The following is a 14999-nucleotide window of genomic DNA, read 5'->3' on the forward strand; positions in this document are numbered from 1 at the left end:
GGCACTATCGGTCTTCGGTGGCGTGACCAAGGAGGCCTGGATAGGCGCACCGGACGAGGCCGGGGTGATATTGCGGTCGAAACTGAGCCCGACGCCGAAGAGAACCAATATGAACAGGTTGAGCAGAATCGCGGCCAGCAATGCCCATGGGTGCTGTTTCAGCTCACGCCACATGGTGTCAGTGCCGTGAATCGGCGGCCGGCGGCTCGGTCACCAGCCCCACCTTGTCCGCCCCAACCTGTTGCAGGATGCCCATCGCCTCAACCACTTTCCCGTAACTTACATGGCTATCGCCACGTACGTAGACCTGAATCTTGGGGTGTTTGCTCAAAATTTCTCCGGCGATATGCCTCAAGGCGGCGGCATCTAGCGCTTGCGTAGGATTGGCGCCCTGATTGACGAAAAAAGCGCCCTGGGCGTTCACCGTGACGGTCAGTGGCGTTTGCGTAGGCTGGCTGGAAACCGGCTTGGACGGCACGTGCGGGAGATCGACCTTGACGCCCTGCTTCAGCAAGGGGGCAGTCACCAGGAAGATCACCAACAACACCAGCATCACATCGATATACGGAACGACATTGATCTGGGCCATCGGTTTGCGGCGGCGATTTCTGCGTGACATCGGGGACTCGATCAGCTCATGACCAGTTGGCGCTGTAGCAATGCCAGGAATTCATCCTGGAAATTGTCATAGCGCGTCATCAGACGCTCCAACTCATCGGCGAAACGGTTGTACGCGACGACGGCGGGAATCGCCGCGAACAGCCCCATGGCGGTCGCGATCAAGGCTTCCGCAATACCCGGCGCCACCATCGCCAAGGATGCCTGCTGCACGTTACCCAGGGCCATGAACGCGTGCATGATGCCCCAGACGGTACCGAACAGACCCACGTAGGGACTGACCGAACCGACCGTAGCCAGAAAGTTGAGCCAGCGACCGAGTTCATCCTCCTCGCGCGAGGAGGCGACTCGCATGGACCGCTGCGCAGCGTCGATGACGAAATTGGGTACCGTTTCCTGATTGGGTCGTTGCAGACGCAGGTATTCGCGGAAACCGGCCGCGAAGATGCCTTCAATACCACCGCGTTGCGCCTGAGTACGCACCGATTCGTAGAGTTGCGACAGGTTCGCACCCGACCAGAAACGGTCCTCGAACACCATTGCCTGACGGCGTGCGCGCTTGAGCATGCGCCACTTCACGAAAATCATCGCCCAGGACAGCACCGAAGCGATCATCAGCAGCACCAGGACCAGCTGGGCCAGCAGGCTGGAGTTGATGACCAACTCGTAGAAAGTGGGATCAACTGACACGAACGACGGCCTCCAATAAATTTTCGGGGAATGCGACCGGCCTGAACGACGCTGCGTCGAGGCAAGCCAGCCTGACACTGCCACATGCGAGCAACGGCCTGTCGCCGCTCGCCTCGGAGGCCCGGAGAACCTCATGCTCGATCACGACGCTCGCGGGCCGCACGTGTCTGACCGCAGCGGTTACGTCGAGGGCATCGTTGAAACGGGCCGGTTGTCGGTAGTCAACGTCCACCGCGCGCACCGCAAAGATCACGCCGGGATCTCGCATCAGGCTGTCCTGCTCGAATCCCAAGCTTCTCAGCCACTCGGTCCGCGCTCTTTCCATGAACTTGAGATAGTTCGCGTAGTAGACGACGCCCGCCGTATCCGTGTCCTCGTAATAGACGCGTACCGGCCAGGTAAACACTTCCATGGTTCACTCCCGAGGCACTCCGCACATGGCTGGGCGGAAGGCAACAGGGGGGTATTCTGTCAAATCCGAGAATGTTTCGCAGTCTTTTTGTCGCCCGGAGTCGGCCACACCCTGGCCGGCGAATCGGGGAATTGGGATTAAATAGCCGGCGATGTCGTCACAACAACCCGAGGGAGAATGTGTTGTGACGTCATCGCCGGAAGGAGCGACAACGTAGCCCACCGTCAAGAAGCGGCAGGCGAAAACTATCCGGCTATCAGGAAGCCGGGGTACTGGTGGTCGCGGCCGGCGCGTGCGTGCCCGAATCGGGCATGCTCGTGGCCGGCGCGGCAGGCATCGAGGTCGCCGAGGATGGCGCCGCAGCGGTCGGGGCGGACCCGCTCGAATTCGAGGTTGCCGGGGTGCTGGATTCCTTTTTGCCGCAACCGGCGAGCAGACCGGCTCCGAGCACGATGGCAACTGCGGCGATCTTCAGCTGATTCCTGTTCATAAAAATCCTCATCCATCAAAGTGTGTTGCAAATATCGCGCAGCCCATCGGGTTCAGCGCGACGCCCCGGATGCGCTATGCGGTGCATCGGACGGAGACTTGACCGCTTGCACCACTCCCTGGGGCGAGGCCTCACTGGCAGTCATCCACCCCAGTAGCGCAAACGCCGGACCGGTTGCCAACATGGCGAAGATGACCAAGAACACGCGCTTTTTCATCCGTGCTCCCATCCGCTTGTGCCGGCGTAATCAGTCGATTCTCCTGCTTAACGTATCAATTCGCGTGCCAACCAACTAAATTAATTAATAATCAATGCATTAAATAAAATCAGGGTGGCAGGCGCGCGACAAAGCGTCGGCATATGACGACAGATCACGTGACGTTCATGTTAAACGACTGATATGGAAGGAATTTACCTGTCGCCCAATGGCGACAGTCTCAGGCGCGCTTGAACAAGGCGGGGTCAATATGATGGCGATTCAACAACTTGTAGAATTCCGTACGGTTGCGCTTGGCGAGCTTGGCTGCCGCCGTCACGTTGCCGTCGGTCAGCGTCAGGATGCGGGTGATGTATTCGCGCTCGGCCTGTTCCCGCGTCTCCACCAGCGACGGCATTTCGGCCGGACCTTCGTTTAGCGCCTTCTCCACCTGGCTGGCCGGGATCAGGGGCGTGGTGGTCAGCGCGATCGTCCGCTCGACGACGTTGTGAAGCTGGCGCACGTTGCCCGGCCAATCGTAGGCGACCAGCCGCGACATCGCGTCTGGCGAGAAACCCTTGATTTCCTGGGGAGCCCGATCGGCCGCCGCGGAGAGAAAGTGGGCCGCCAGCAAGGGGATGTCCTCGCGCCGATCGGAAAGCGAGGGCAAGCTCAGCGTGACCACGTTGAGACGATAATAAAGATCCTCACGGAAACGCCCCTCGCGCACCGCCGCATCGAGATCCCGGTGCGTGGCCGAAACCACGCGAACATCCACCGCAATAGTGGACACCGCACCCACCGGTCGAACGGCCCGCTCCTGCAATGCGCGCAGCAGCTTGGCCTGTGCCGATAGCGGCATATCGCCAATTTCATCCAGAAACAGCGTGCCGCCACGCGCCGCCTGGAACAGACCCGGATGGTCGTGGGCCGCCCCGGTAAAGGCGCCTTTGCGGTGGCCAAAAAGCTCCGATTCGATTAGATTTTCGGGAATCGCGCTGCAATTCACGGCCACGAAAGGCCCTTCGTGACGGCGGCTCGCGCGATGGATCGCATGCGCCAGCAATTCCTTGCCGGTACCGCTTTCGCCTCGGATAAGGATGCTCGCATCGGCGCGCGCGGCCAGTTTGGCTTCCGCCAGCACGGCCTGCATTTCCGGACTGCGCGTGATGATGCCTGCGCTCCACGCCGCCTCGATTTCCGTCTCCCCGGGGAAGCCGCCCCCCAACTGTACCGCGGAGTCGATCTGGGTCTGCAGCTCGCGGTGGTTGAAGGGCTTGGTCAGGAAACCGAACACGCCGCGCCGCGTCGCGGCCACGGCGTCCGGAATATTGCCGTGCGCCGTCAGGATGATGACCGGCAAACCGGTATAGGCACGGGCGATGGCGTCGAACAGTGCCATGCCGTCCATCCCTTCCATGCGCAGATCCGTGATCACCACTTGCGGCCGAAACACAGGCAGCTTGGACAGCGCTTCCGCTCCGCTCTGCGCGGTCTCCACGTCGTATCCGGCCACATTCAGTCGCAGGGAGAGCACATGCAGCAGATCGGGCTCGTCATCCACCAATAGCACGCGCGTCTTAGTTGAGGTTTTGTAACTCACGATCCTTCACCTGATTGAGCTGCGTTTCGATTCGGGTCAACGCCTTCAGTTTTGCCTGCAGGGTGTCGATTTCCTGGTGCGCAGCGGCCAATGCCTGCGCATCCGACTGTTCGCGTTGCGCGACCTGACGCAATATGAGCGCCAATCCGCGGTAAGGCGTATCCCGCTTGGCGGCCAGAACCTGAAGCAGATCCTCCCGCTGTTCGACGGACAGGCACTGCGGCACCACGGTGGCCAGCGTCGCAAGCGTGATCCGCGCATAGTCGTCAGGGCGCTGGGCATAACGCGCCTTGGCCTGTTCGCAGACCGCCTTCTGCCGATTCTCGGACAACGCGGCCGCCGCACCCGCATAACTCAGCAGCGCCTTGATACCGGCCGAGGGGGACGGCAAAGGCGGTGGCGGGGTTTCGGGCCGCTTCGGTCCAGGGACCGACGGCGTCGTCTCCATGGGGGCCGGCGCTTTCAGAAACGCCGGCAGCCTGGCGCAACCGGCCAGCGACAGCAGGCCCGTCAGCAACAGCAAGCCCCCAAGGCGGCCGATGCTCATTCCGCATTCTCCTCGCGCAAATCCGGCGGCAACTCAACCACGAACACGGCACCCTCTCCTTCGCGCGGCACATCGAGACGCACACGGCCACGGTGCGCCTGCACATATTCCTGCACGATGGCGAGTCCCAGACCGGATCCTCTCACAATACCCTCCTGCGGAGGTCTGCCGCGGTAAAATGGCTCGAACAGATGCGCGCGATCCTCGCCGGAGATACCCGGCCCCTCATCCACCAGACGCATCGCCACCCAGCCCTCGGCGAGTGAAACCACGATATGCAGGGTCGAGCCCCGAGGCGCATATTTGATGGCATTCGAGAGCAGATTGTCGACCACCTGACGCAGTTTGGCCTCGTCTCCCCAGAGTGCGGCCCGGGTCATATGTTTGTCGACCTGCAGGCCGCGCCCGGCGATTGCCGGCATCAGCGCCTTGAGCGATTGTTCGATCAGCTGTGCGAAATCGAGCAGCTTCAGATTCAGGCTTGCGAACTGCCCTTGCAGACGGCTGTACTGCAGCAGTTGCTCGATGCGCTCCTGCAGCTGCCGACCGCTGGCCGCCAATATGCGCATCAGACTGGCCTGCTCGGCATTGAGCATGCCCAGCACCTGCTCGTCCAGCAGCGAAACGCCTTCGAGCAGGGTCGTCAGCGGCGTCTTGAGATCGTGTGACATGTCACGCAGAAAACGCTGCTTGCCGGTTTCGAGTTCCTGCAGGCGACGGCGCGTCCAGTCGAGGCGCTCGCCCAGATATTCGAGATCGCGCGGTCCGCTGACCGCGACCGGCTGATCGAAACGGCCATCGCCGAGGTGATGGATGGCATGATCGATCTGACGCACCGGGCGCAAGATCAGTCTGCTCAGCCCGTAAGCCAGGGCAAAGGTCAACGGCACCAACAGCAAGGCGCCCCAGACCAGCACTTGCTGCAGCCAACCCGCCCGCGTCCTCAGGGCATCGACACGATGGCCGACGACGCGGCTGCTGTCGATCCAGAGCTGATGCGCCTCGCGGCTGAGACGGTCGAACCCGTCGATGCGATTCGGTGCCGCTGGCTTGGCCTGTGTCGACTGCAGAAACCGGTTTGCCAGCTCGCGCTCGCCCGCCGAAAGCTGCGCGATCTGGGTACCGAGACGCTCGCCCATGGACAACGACATCAAGCCGTGCACCGTGTGATCGAACTGCTGGTGACTGGAGCGGAACACCTGCAGCAACCCGGGATCGCCCACCACGAGATACTGACGGGCGCTGCGCTCCATGGTGACCAGCTCCTCCATCAGCAGCAGGCTGCCCTGCGTCAGCTGTACGCCCTCGTTGACGATCTCCTCGCTCTGCCCGGCGATGCGGTTCACCGCGTAAGCCGCGCCCAGCACCACCAGCAACAGCGGCAGCACCACCAGCGTAAAGCTGACCAGCACCAGCCCACCCAGCGAATGCGGTGGCCAGCGCCGCGGGCCGGCGCCGGATAGCCACTTAATCTTCATCGTGCGCGAAAAGTTCTCCGCCCGCGGGCGGCGTCAGCCCGAAATGCGCCCAGGCCCGGCGCCCCGCAACCCGGCCGCGGGCGGTGCGCGCCAGGAACCCCTGTTGAATCAGATAGGGCTCGATAACGTCCTCGATGGTGCCGCGCTCGTCGCCGATGGCAGCCGCGAGGCTGTCCACGCCGACCGGCCCGCCGTCGAAACGCTCCATCACCGCCAGCAGCAGTCGGCGGTCCATGTGATCGAGACCGAAACGGTCGACATTGAGCATATCGAGCGCACGCGCCGCCACCGCGACGTCGATCGCGCCATCGGCCTTGACCTGCGCGAAGTCGCGCACGCGCCGCAGCAGCCGGTTGGCGATACGCGGCGTACCGCGACCGCGGCGGGCAATCTCGCCGGCGCCTTCGGCATCGATCGCCACGCCGAGAATACGCGCCGCACGGGTCACGATGCGCGTCAGATCGGCGGTATCGTAGAACTCCAATCGCTGCACGATACCGAAACGGTCTCGCAGCGGCGAGGTCAGCAAGCCGGCCCTGGTGGTCGCGCCCACCAGGGTGAAGGGTGGCAGCTCCAGCTTGATCGAGCGCGCGGCTGGCCCTTCGCCGATCATGATATCGAGCTGGAAGTCCTCCATCGCCGGGTAGAGAATCTCCTCCACCACCGGACTCAGGCGGTGAATCTCGTCGACGAAAAGCACATCATGAGGTTCCAGGTTGGTCAACAGCGCAGCCAGGTCACCCGGTTTTTCCAGCACCGGACCGGAGGTCTGACGAAGACTCGCGCCCAGCTCGTTGGCGATAATATGCGCCAGGGTGGTCTTGCCGAGGCCAGGCGGCCCGAAGATCAGCGTGTGATCCAGCGCCTCGCTGCGCGCACGTGCAGCGTGTATGAACACCTCCATCTGCTCGCGCACGACCGACTGCCCGACATAATCGGCAAGCCGTTGCGGGCGTATGCCGTTTTCGGCTTCGCCGTCGCCGCCCAGTGATTCGCCGCTCAGCAGGCGTTCGCGCTCGCTCACCGCACCGCCGCTCGCAGGGCCTGGCGAATCATCGCCTCGGCATCGAGGCCTTCGCCAGACACGGCCGCGATCATGCGGCTCGCCTCTGGCGGGCGGTAGCCCAGCGCGACCAGTGCGCTGACCGCTTCCTCTTCGGCATCGACCGGGCGCACCGGTGCGAGGGCAGGCGCGGCATCGCGCGTGCTGGCAACGGGTGCCGAAAGCCGGTCGCGCAGCTCGATGATCAGACGTTCGGCGGTCTTCTTGCCGATACCCGGCAAACGTGTCAGGCGCGCGCTGTCTCCGGCATGGATGCACTGCGTGAACGTCTCCGCATCCATGCCCGAAAGAATCGCGAGGGCGACCCGCGCACCCACGCCGTTGACCTTGAGCAGCTCGCGGAACAGTGCGCGGTCGCGTTCGGCGGCGAAACCGAAAAGTTGATGGGCATCCTCGCGGACATGCAGATGCGTGTAGAGCAGCACTTCCTCGCCGACATCGGGCAGCAAGTAGAAAGTGGACATCGGCGCCTCGACCTCGTAACCGATGCCACCCACCTCGATGAGCAGCTGCGGGGGCTGCTTGAACGTCAGCAGGCCTCGGAGCCGCCCGATCATGCCTGGCCTCCGACAACGCGCGGCAAACGCAGACCCGTATGCGCGTGACACACGGCGATGGCAAGGGCATCGGCGGCATCGGCCTGAGGCTTGGCATCCAGGCCGAGCAGAAGTCTGATCATATGCTGCACCTGTGTCTTGTCCGCCGCGCCTGTGCCGACGACGGCAAGTTTGATTTCGCGCGGCGCATACTCATGCACCGACAATCCAGCCACCACCCCCGCGCAGATCGCGGCGCCGCGCGCCTGGCCCAGCTTGAGGGCGGAGGCGGGATTGCGCGCCACGAAAACCTGTTCGACGACCATCACCGCGGGCGTGTGCGCTGCGACGATTTCGCCGACTTCGCGGAAGATGCGGCCAAGCCGCTCGGCAAGCGCGCCCTCCGGCAAACGGATGCAACCACTGGCGACATGCCGGCTCTGGCGCCCGTCGCTGTCGATCAAGCCATAGCCGGTGATCCGCGACCCGGGGTCGATGCCGAGGATGCGCATCAGCCGGCAGCCATGCGTTCCAGCACTTCGTCCGGGAAATCGGCGTTGGCGTACACCGACTGCACGTCATCCAGATCTTCAAGGGTTTCGATCAGGCGGATCATGGTTTCGGCGGTCTCGGCATCGATCGGGGTGAGATTGTCGGGCCGCATGGTTGCCTCGGCGCGTTCCGGTTCGAGGCCGGCCTCGCGCATCGCCGCTGCCACCGCCTCGTAAGCATCCGGCCGCGTCAGCACCTCGATGCTGCCGTCCGTATCCGTGACCACGTCCTCGGCACCGGCTTCCAAGGCCACCTCCATGACGCGATCTTCATCCAGCCCCGGCGGGAAACCGAGCACGCCGGTATGCGTGAACATGAAGGCCACGGAACCATCGGTGCCGAGATTGCCGCCCGCCTTGGTGAAGGCGTGCCGTACTTCCGCCACCGTACGGTTGCGGTTGTCCGTCATGCAGTCGACCATCACGGCCACGCCGCCCGGCCCATAGCCCTCGTAACGGACCTCTTCGTAGTTGTCGCCGTCGAGTTCGCCCGCGCCGCGCTTGCGGGCGCGCTCGATCGTATCCTTGGGCATGTTCGCCGCCAGCGCCTTGTCGATTGCGATGCGCAACCGCGGATTGGCGCTCAGGTCGTCGCCGCCCATGCGCGCCGCAACCGTGATCTCGCGAATCAGCTTGGTGAAAAGCTTGCCGCGCTTCTTGTCCTGGGCACCCTTGCGGTGCTGGATATTGGCCCACTTGCTATGCCCTGCCATGCCGCCACCTCTTCAAGCGATACATATCGATGCGATGGCCGATTTTATCATGCCCCGGCCCGCTCCACGGAGAGACGCCCCCTAGCCGCGAGGGAATACCCCCTCACGCAGAAAATGGGCCACCGCCTCCGCGACATCCGCCCTGAACAACAGACCAAAATGCCCGCAAGGCACTTCGAGATGACTCGACACGTAGGGCGCCCGCGTCTCGCTCAGCGCTACCGTGCCGTCGTGCGGGCGCGGCAGCGGCCCGCCGAACAGCCGGCCCACGCCCAGCGTATTGCCGGTACCTGCCACCACACCCAGCTCGCGGCCAGCCTGCCAGGGCGGGACATCGCCCTGCAGTCCGCCGGACAGACTGGCGCCCAGCAGCGCGCGCCCCAGCAACGGCCACTGCGCCACGCGGCGCGCGGCACGACTGCCCGCCAGAGGCGACCCCAGCATCACGACGCGGCCCGGCCGCTGCAGCGGCGCCAGATCGAAGAGATGCAACACCACCAGTCCGCCGAGGGAATGCGCAACGAAATGCACCACTTCCGCGTCGATCCGGTCGACGAATGCGCGCAACACCTGCGCGTTCGCGCGCGGCGAGCGGCGCACGCTCGGATAACGAAACGGATACGGCTCGTAACCGCGCAGCTGCAGGCGGGTACGCAGCAGGCGCATTTCCAGCCCGGTCATCCACAACCCGTGCAGCGAGACTACGGCCTCACGCATGCCTATGCGCTCCACGTCGGATCGACGCGCGATCGGTCCACGAACAGGTTCGCCGCAAAGCCTCTCCGCGCGCCAGCCAGCGGTAACGCAGGTGTTCGTGCGGATTCAGCGCGACCGGCCTCGGCCGCGGCAAGCCGACATAAAAGACGTGTTCGAGATTGCCGCGGATGCCCGGGGCGTATCGATGGCGCCAGGGCATGACGATGGGAAAGCGGCGGGCGATACGGGCATCGATCAAGGGCACGTCGCACAATCCCGTCTCCTCGCACAGTTCGCGCCGGGCGGCGGCGGCAGGCGTCTCGCCAGCTTCGAGGCTGCCGGTCACCGACTGCCAGAAACCTCGCGGCCGGCGACGCTCCAGCAACAGCATGCGTCCGTCGCGTACAGCGACGATCACCAACACCGACTCGGGACGCTTCCAGGCCATCCCGACCTCAGCCTCTTGCGTCGTCAGCCCTGGGGGCGGCGCAGGCGGATACCCAGCTCCTGCAGCTGTCGGTCGTCCACGGCGGTCGGGGCATCGGTCAGGGGGCAAGCTGCCGTCTGCGTCTTGGGGAAGGCGATGACATCGCGGATCGAACTGCTGCCGGTCATCAGCATGACCAGCCGGTCCAGACCGAACGCGATACCTGCGTGTGGCGGGCAGCCGTAACGCAGCGCATCGAGCAAAAAACCGAATTTCTCGCGCGCCTCGTCCTCGCCGATACCGAGCAGGCGAAACACGGCCGATTGCATGGCGGGATCGTGGATGCGCACGGAGCCGCCGCCGACCTCCGACCCGTTGAGCACCATGTCGTAGGCGCGCGACAGCACCTCACCCGGGGCGTCGCCGAGACGCTCGGCGGAGGCAACACGCGGCGCGGTGAAGGGATGATGCAAAGAGACCCAGCGGCCGGCCTTGTCGTCGTATTCGAACATGGGGAAATCGACTACCCACAGTGGGCGCCAGCCGTGCTCGACCAGGTCTCGGTCGTGTCCCAGACGCACGCGCAGATTGCCGAGGGCATCGTTGACCACGCTCGCCTTGTCGGCACCGAAGAACAGCAGGTCGCCATCCGCCGCGGCACTGCGCTCGACCAGCGCATCGACCACGTTGTCGGGGAGGAACTTGAGAATCGGCGACTGCAATCCCTCGCGGCCGGCGGCCAGCTCGTTGATCTTGATGTAGGCCAGTCCCTTGGCGCCGAAACGCGCGACGAACGCGGTGTAGTCGTCGATCTCCTTGCGCGACAGCGAACCGCCGCCGGGCAGACGCAGCACCGCCACGCGACCTGCGGGGTCGTTGGCGGGGGCGGAAAAGACCTTGAATTCGACCTCGCGCATGAGATCGGTCGCATCGACCAGCTCCAGCGGAATGCGCAGGTCCGGCTTATCCGATCCGAAGCGGCTCATGGCCTCGGCGTAGGTCATGCGCGGGAAGGTTTCGGGCAGCGCGATCTCGAGTACCTGCGCGAACAGCTCGCGTACCATGCTCTCCATCAACGACATGACATCCTCTTCCTCCAGGAAAGAAGTCTCGATGTCGAGCTGGGTGAACTCGGGCTGGCGGTCGGCGCGCAGATCCTCGTCGCGGAAGCAGCGGACGATCTGATAGTAACGATCCAGTCCGCTCATCATCAGCAGCTGCTTGAACAGCTGGGGGGACTGGGGCAGAGCGAAGAAGCTGCCGTTATGTGTTCGGCTCGGCACCAGGTAGTCGCGCGCACCTTCCGGCGTCGCCTTGGTCAGCATCGGCGTTTCCACATCGAGAAAACCCCGGTCGTCCAGGAAGCGGCGCAAGGTCCGCGTCACCTGCGCACGCAGCATCAAGCGACGCTGCATCTCGGGACGGCGCAGATCGATATAGCGATAGCGCAGGCGCGTTTCCTCTCCGACATCGTCTTCGTCTAACTGGAAGGGCGGGGTATCCGCAGCATTGAGCACACGCAGTTCGCGTCCCAGCACCTCGATCTCGCCGGACGGAATGGCGGCATTCTCGGTGCCCACCGGCCGGCGACGCACCCTCCCTCGAACCTGCAGCACGTACTCGCCGCGCGCGCGTTCGGCCTGGGCAAAGACTTCCGGCAGGTCGGGATCGAAGACCACCTGAGCCAAGCCCGTGCGGTCGCGCAGGTCGATGAAGATCACCCCGCCATGATCACGGCGGCGGTTGACCCAGCCGCACAGCACCACCTCCTGGTCGACCAGCGAGGCCTCCAGGGTCCCGCAATAATGGCTACGCATGCTCACGTTCGGATATCCCAATCGGTAAAACCAAAAGCGCCGCCAGGCGGCGGCGCGGAATCGGCAATGTTAAGGCGAGACCGCAGGAGGCGCAACCGCGACGCCAGGCGGCTCAAACCTCGGGGGCGGCCGTGGCGCGCGGAAGATCGCGTGGCGAGACCACGCCGAGCGACACCACCAGCTTGAGCGCCTCCTCCACCGTCATCGATAACTCGATAACCTCATCGCGCGGCACCATCATGATGAATCCAGAGGTGGGATTGGGCGTGGTCGGCACGAACACAGTGATCACCTCCGCCGCTGTGCGCTCCTGGATCTCGCGGCTCGCGCTGCCGGTCTGAAAGGCCAGCGTCCAGATGCCGCGCCGCGGATATTCGATCAGCAGCACCTTGCGAAAGGCCTCTCCGTTGGCCGCGAACACGGTTTCGGCCACCTGCTTGACCGCCGAGTAGATGCTTCGCACCAGAGGTATTCGCGCCAGCAGGGCCTCCCAGACGGCCACCACCTTGCGACCGAAGAGGTTCGCGGCAAGCAGCCCGGTCAAAAGCACGATAGCTACCGTAAGCACGAGGCCGAGGCCCGGGATGGGATAACCGAGGAGAGCCTCCGGACGCCATTGCGGCGGCAGCAGCAATAGCGTCCGGTCCATGAAGCCCATCAGGACATCGATGACCGTGACCGTGATCACCAGCGGCACCCAGATCAGCAAGCCCGCAATCAGGTAACGGCGCAGCCAAGCGGCCATGGCAGGACGTCCTCAGGTTGAGCGGCTCCCGCTCAGGCGGGTGCGGCAGATTTGCTTTCGGGCGGCTTGGAGGCCGGTTTTGAGGCCGTATCGCCCGCGAGATTGCGCTTGTTGTCCTTCTTGAAATCGGTTTCGTACCAACCGCCGCCGGCCAGGCGGAAGCCAGCCGCGGAAATCTGCTTCTTCAACGATAGCTTGCCGCAACCGGGGCATTCCACCAGGGGCGCGTCGCTCATGCGCTGAATCGCTTCCAGCTCATGTCCGCAAGCCTCGCATCGGTATTCGTAGATCGGCATTTTCAAATACTCCCAAACTCAGCCAATATGTGCGCGATTATATGGGGACGATTTCGATAAAAACCAGTCTGTCGTCACCCGCCCGCAACCGAGACGAGACCAGGAGAAACCGACATGGCCGACAAGATCGTCATCATGCTGCTCAACCTCAACCCGGACTACCCCGGCACGCTGGGCACGCCGTTCTTCCAGGCCGCCGTCGCGGCCGCCATGGATCTCGAGGTGGAGATATACTTCGCAGCCCGTACCACTCGCCTGTTGATGAAGGGAGAGGCGTCACGCCTGTATCCCGGCAGCGGCCAGGAAAAATCGGTCTACGACTTCATGTGCGACGCCCATGAAGCCGGTGCCAAATTCTATGCATGCGCGGGTGCGATGGACGAACATGGCCTGACGCCCGACAATGCGATCCCCGAACTCGACGGCGCGCGCGGCGGCGGTGCCTTCATCGGCGAAGTGGCCGAGGAAGGCGTCGCGGTTCTGACCTATTGAACGCCATGAGCACGTCCCGCAGCATCCTGATCACCGGCTGCTCCAGCGGCATCGGCCTGTGCGCGGCGCTGGCGCTGCAGCGCCGCGGCTGGCGGGTATTCGCCAGCGCCCGACACGAAGCGGATGTGGCCAGGTTGCGCGAGCGGGGGTTGCACGACGCCCTGCAACTCGATCTGGCCAACAGCGCGAGCATCGCCGAGGCAACCGTGGCGGTACTTGATGCCACCGGCGGCCGCCTGGACGCCCTGTTCAACAATGGCGCCTACGGCCAGCCCGGAGCCGTCGAGGATCTCACCCGCGCGGTCATGCGCGAGCAACTCGAGGTGAATCTGCTCGGTTGGCTGGAACTGACCAATCGGCTGCTGCCCGTCATGCGTCGCCAGGGTCACGGGCGCATCGTCAACAACAGCTCCATTCTCGGCCTGATCGCGCTGCCTTTCCGAGGCGCATACGTCACCAGCAAATTCGCCCTGGAAGGACTGAGCGACACCTTGCGCCTGGAGCTGCGCGGCAGCGGCATCCATGTCTGCCTGATCGAACCCGGCCCGATCACCAGCCGCTTTCGCGCCAACGCCTACGCCGCCTTCAAACGCCATATCGACCGCGAGAACAGTCCCTTTGCCGTCGCCTACGCCGGTGCCGAGCGACGTCTGGCCAAGCCCGAATCGGCCAGGGCCGCCTTCGAACTGGGCCCCGAAGCCGTGGTCAACGCGCTGTTGCATGCCCTGGAAAGCCCGCGACCGCGCGCACGCTACTATGTCACCTTCCCCACTCGCCTGTTCGGCACGTTGCGCCGCCTGCTGCCGACGCGCGCGCTGGACGGTTTGCTGGCGCGTATCTCGCGCAACGAGAACGCATGAGACCTACTGGCGGCGGTAAGGCGTGAAATCGAATCGGCCGGCCGTCATGTCGTCCCAAATATCCGACTGCAGGATCGCCATCAACTTGTATAGACGGCGCAATTCCTCGTCCTCCATGAAGGCCTGATTGGGAGCCGACTTGAGCGCATCCGCCAACAAGGCCACCTGATCCCGCGATAGACCCAGTATTTCGAGCCCCTCGTCACCCATTTCGACTTTCATAAAGCATCCCTATCATTGGTGTGCGATCAGCAATCACCGCTTGTCGTTGGCAGACGACAACCGACGTACGTTTCAACATAAAAAATAATAATTTAATCCATTTACCGAACTCTCCGCCGGCCCTAATATCCGTGTCGCCCCTCAGTCGCGAGGGGACCGTATCCTCAGGAGACAATTCGATGAAAAGCTATGTTGTTGCGATGTCCGTGCTGGGCGCACTGACCCTCAGTCTCCCCGCCATGGCCGAAAACGCCATGCCGGCCGCGCCGGCCCATGAGGCCGCCAAGCCGATGACGCCCGCCAAGCCCGCGCACAAGCCGGCCATGAAGCACGTCATGCATGCCAGCCTGTCGGTGAAGAAGGCCCAGGAAGCCCTCAACAAGCACGGCGCCATGCTCAAGGTAGACGGCATGATGGGCCCCAAGACCCGCTCCGCGATCATGAGCTTCCAGAAGGCCAACGGCCTGAAGGCGACCGGCCATCTGACCAAGATGACCCTGGCCAAGCTCGAAGCCAAGTAAAAGCGCTGCCGGCACAGCGACCAGGG

20 protein-coding genes are annotated in these 14999 nt (G+C 63.9%); 3 read left to right on the forward strand and 17 right to left on the reverse strand.

Annotation, left to right across the window (positions count from 1 at the left end; genetic code table 11):
* Positions 1-178 precede the first annotated feature (178 nt).
* The 16 genes from tolR to THPRO_RS06810 all read right to left on the reverse strand — a co-directional run bounded on the left by tolR (position 179) and on the right by THPRO_RS06810 (position 12878).
* Positions 179-589, reverse strand: a complete 411-nt coding sequence (gene tolR / locus THPRO_RS06735; protein WP_052064223.1) for a protein TolR — start codon at positions 587-589, stop codon at positions 179-181.
* A 41-nt stretch (positions 590-630) separates the two neighbouring features.
* Complete coding sequence (gene tolQ, locus THPRO_RS06740; protein WP_038088788.1) at positions 631-1308, reverse strand: protein TolQ; 678 nt, start codon at positions 1306-1308, stop codon at positions 631-633.
* Positions 1298-1720 carry a tol-pal system-associated acyl-CoA thioesterase gene (gene ybgC, locus THPRO_RS06745; RefSeq protein ID WP_038088792.1) on the reverse strand — a complete coding sequence of 141 codons (423 nt, stop codon included), beginning with the start codon at positions 1718-1720 and terminating at the stop codon, positions 1298-1300. The genes tolQ and ybgC overlap by 11 nt, the downstream gene beginning before the upstream one ends.
* Positions 1721-1976: 256 nt before the next feature.
* Positions 1977-2210 carry a hypothetical protein gene (locus THPRO_RS16965; protein WP_161489944.1) on the reverse strand — a complete coding sequence of 78 codons (234 nt, stop codon included), beginning with the start codon at positions 2208-2210 and terminating at the stop codon, positions 1977-1979.
* A 437-nt stretch (positions 2211-2647) separates the two neighbouring features.
* On the reverse strand, positions 2648-4009 hold the full coding sequence (locus THPRO_RS06755) for a sigma 54-interacting transcriptional regulator (protein ID WP_038088800.1): 1362 nt from the start codon (positions 4007-4009) through the stop codon (positions 2648-2650).
* Complete coding sequence (locus THPRO_RS06760) at positions 3987-4556, reverse strand: hypothetical protein (RefSeq protein WP_038088804.1); 570 nt, start codon at positions 4554-4556, stop codon at positions 3987-3989. Before THPRO_RS06760 ends, THPRO_RS06755 begins: the two co-directional genes overlap by 23 nt.
* Entirely contained in the window at positions 4553-6034 is a 1482-nt protein-coding gene (locus THPRO_RS06765) for a HAMP domain-containing sensor histidine kinase (protein WP_038088807.1), read from the reverse strand. Before THPRO_RS06765 ends, THPRO_RS06760 begins: the two co-directional genes overlap by 4 nt.
* The gene (ruvB, locus tag THPRO_RS06770; RefSeq protein WP_038088811.1) at positions 6024-7058 is read right to left on the reverse strand and encodes a Holliday junction branch migration DNA helicase RuvB; all 1035 of its coding nucleotides are present in this window, start codon (positions 7056-7058) and stop codon (positions 6024-6026) included. Before ruvB ends, THPRO_RS06765 begins: the two co-directional genes overlap by 11 nt.
* Entirely contained in the window at positions 7055-7654 is a 600-nt protein-coding gene (gene ruvA, locus THPRO_RS06775; protein WP_038088812.1) for a Holliday junction branch migration protein RuvA, read from the reverse strand. Before ruvA ends, ruvB begins: the two co-directional genes overlap by 4 nt.
* On the reverse strand, positions 7651-8145 hold the full coding sequence (ruvC, locus tag THPRO_RS06780; protein ID WP_038088813.1) for a crossover junction endodeoxyribonuclease RuvC: 495 nt from the start codon (positions 8143-8145) through the stop codon (positions 7651-7653). The genes ruvA and ruvC overlap by 4 nt, the downstream gene beginning before the upstream one ends.
* Positions 8145-8897 (reverse strand): YebC/PmpR family DNA-binding transcriptional regulator, encoded by a 753-nt coding sequence (locus tag THPRO_RS06785; RefSeq protein WP_038088814.1) that lies wholly within the window; start codon positions 8895-8897, stop codon positions 8145-8147. The genes ruvC and THPRO_RS06785 overlap by 1 nt, the downstream gene beginning before the upstream one ends.
* Before the next feature lie 81 nt (positions 8898-8978).
* Positions 8979-9614: an esterase/lipase family protein gene (locus THPRO_RS06790; RefSeq protein ID WP_065089409.1), complete on the reverse strand. Its 636-nt coding sequence runs from the start codon at positions 9612-9614 to the stop codon at positions 8979-8981.
* The gene (gene nudB / locus THPRO_RS06795) at positions 9607-10041 is read right to left on the reverse strand and encodes a dihydroneopterin triphosphate diphosphatase (RefSeq protein WP_038088815.1); all 435 of its coding nucleotides are present in this window, start codon (positions 10039-10041) and stop codon (positions 9607-9609) included. The genes THPRO_RS06790 and nudB overlap by 8 nt, the downstream gene beginning before the upstream one ends.
* Positions 10042-10064: 23 nt before the next feature.
* Positions 10065-11837: an aspartate--tRNA ligase gene (gene aspS / locus THPRO_RS06800; protein ID WP_038088817.1), complete on the reverse strand. Its 1773-nt coding sequence runs from the start codon at positions 11835-11837 to the stop codon at positions 10065-10067.
* A 112-nt stretch (positions 11838-11949) separates the two neighbouring features.
* Positions 11950-12582, reverse strand: a complete 633-nt coding sequence (locus tag THPRO_RS06805) for a DUF502 domain-containing protein (protein WP_038088824.1) — start codon at positions 12580-12582, stop codon at positions 11950-11952.
* A gap of 32 nt (positions 12583-12614) precedes the next feature.
* Complete coding sequence (locus tag THPRO_RS06810) at positions 12615-12878, reverse strand: FmdB family zinc ribbon protein (protein WP_038088825.1); 264 nt, start codon at positions 12876-12878, stop codon at positions 12615-12617.
* 114 nt (positions 12879-12992) lie between these two features.
* Between THPRO_RS06810 and THPRO_RS06815 the strand changes: the two genes are divergently transcribed.
* Both THPRO_RS06815 and THPRO_RS06820 read left to right on the forward strand, forming a co-directional pair.
* Positions 12993-13370 (forward strand): DsrE family protein, encoded by a 378-nt coding sequence (locus tag THPRO_RS06815; RefSeq protein ID WP_038088832.1) that lies wholly within the window; start codon positions 12993-12995, stop codon positions 13368-13370.
* Positions 13371-13375: 5 nt separating this feature from the next.
* The gene (locus THPRO_RS06820; protein ID WP_038088835.1) at positions 13376-14230 is read left to right on the forward strand and encodes an SDR family oxidoreductase; all 855 of its coding nucleotides are present in this window, start codon (positions 13376-13378) and stop codon (positions 14228-14230) included.
* Positions 14231-14233: 3 nt separating this feature from the next.
* Here the strand turns inward: THPRO_RS06820 and THPRO_RS06825 are convergent, their stop codons facing one another.
* On the reverse strand, positions 14234-14452 hold the full coding sequence (locus THPRO_RS06825) for a hypothetical protein (RefSeq protein ID WP_065089410.1): 219 nt from the start codon (positions 14450-14452) through the stop codon (positions 14234-14236).
* Positions 14453-14631: 179 nt separating this feature from the next.
* Here THPRO_RS06825 and THPRO_RS06830 point away from each other — a divergent pair, with 179 nt between their 5' ends.
* On the forward strand, positions 14632-14973 hold the full coding sequence (locus tag THPRO_RS06830; protein WP_052064224.1) for a peptidoglycan-binding domain-containing protein: 342 nt from the start codon (positions 14632-14634) through the stop codon (positions 14971-14973).
* Positions 14974-14999 lie beyond the last annotated feature (26 nt).

Origin of the sequence: Acidihalobacter prosperus, from assembly GCF_000754095.2 — a bacterium.
In the GTDB taxonomy this organism is placed as follows: Bacteria; Pseudomonadota; Gammaproteobacteria; order DSM-5130; family Acidihalobacteraceae; genus Acidihalobacter; species Acidihalobacter prosperus.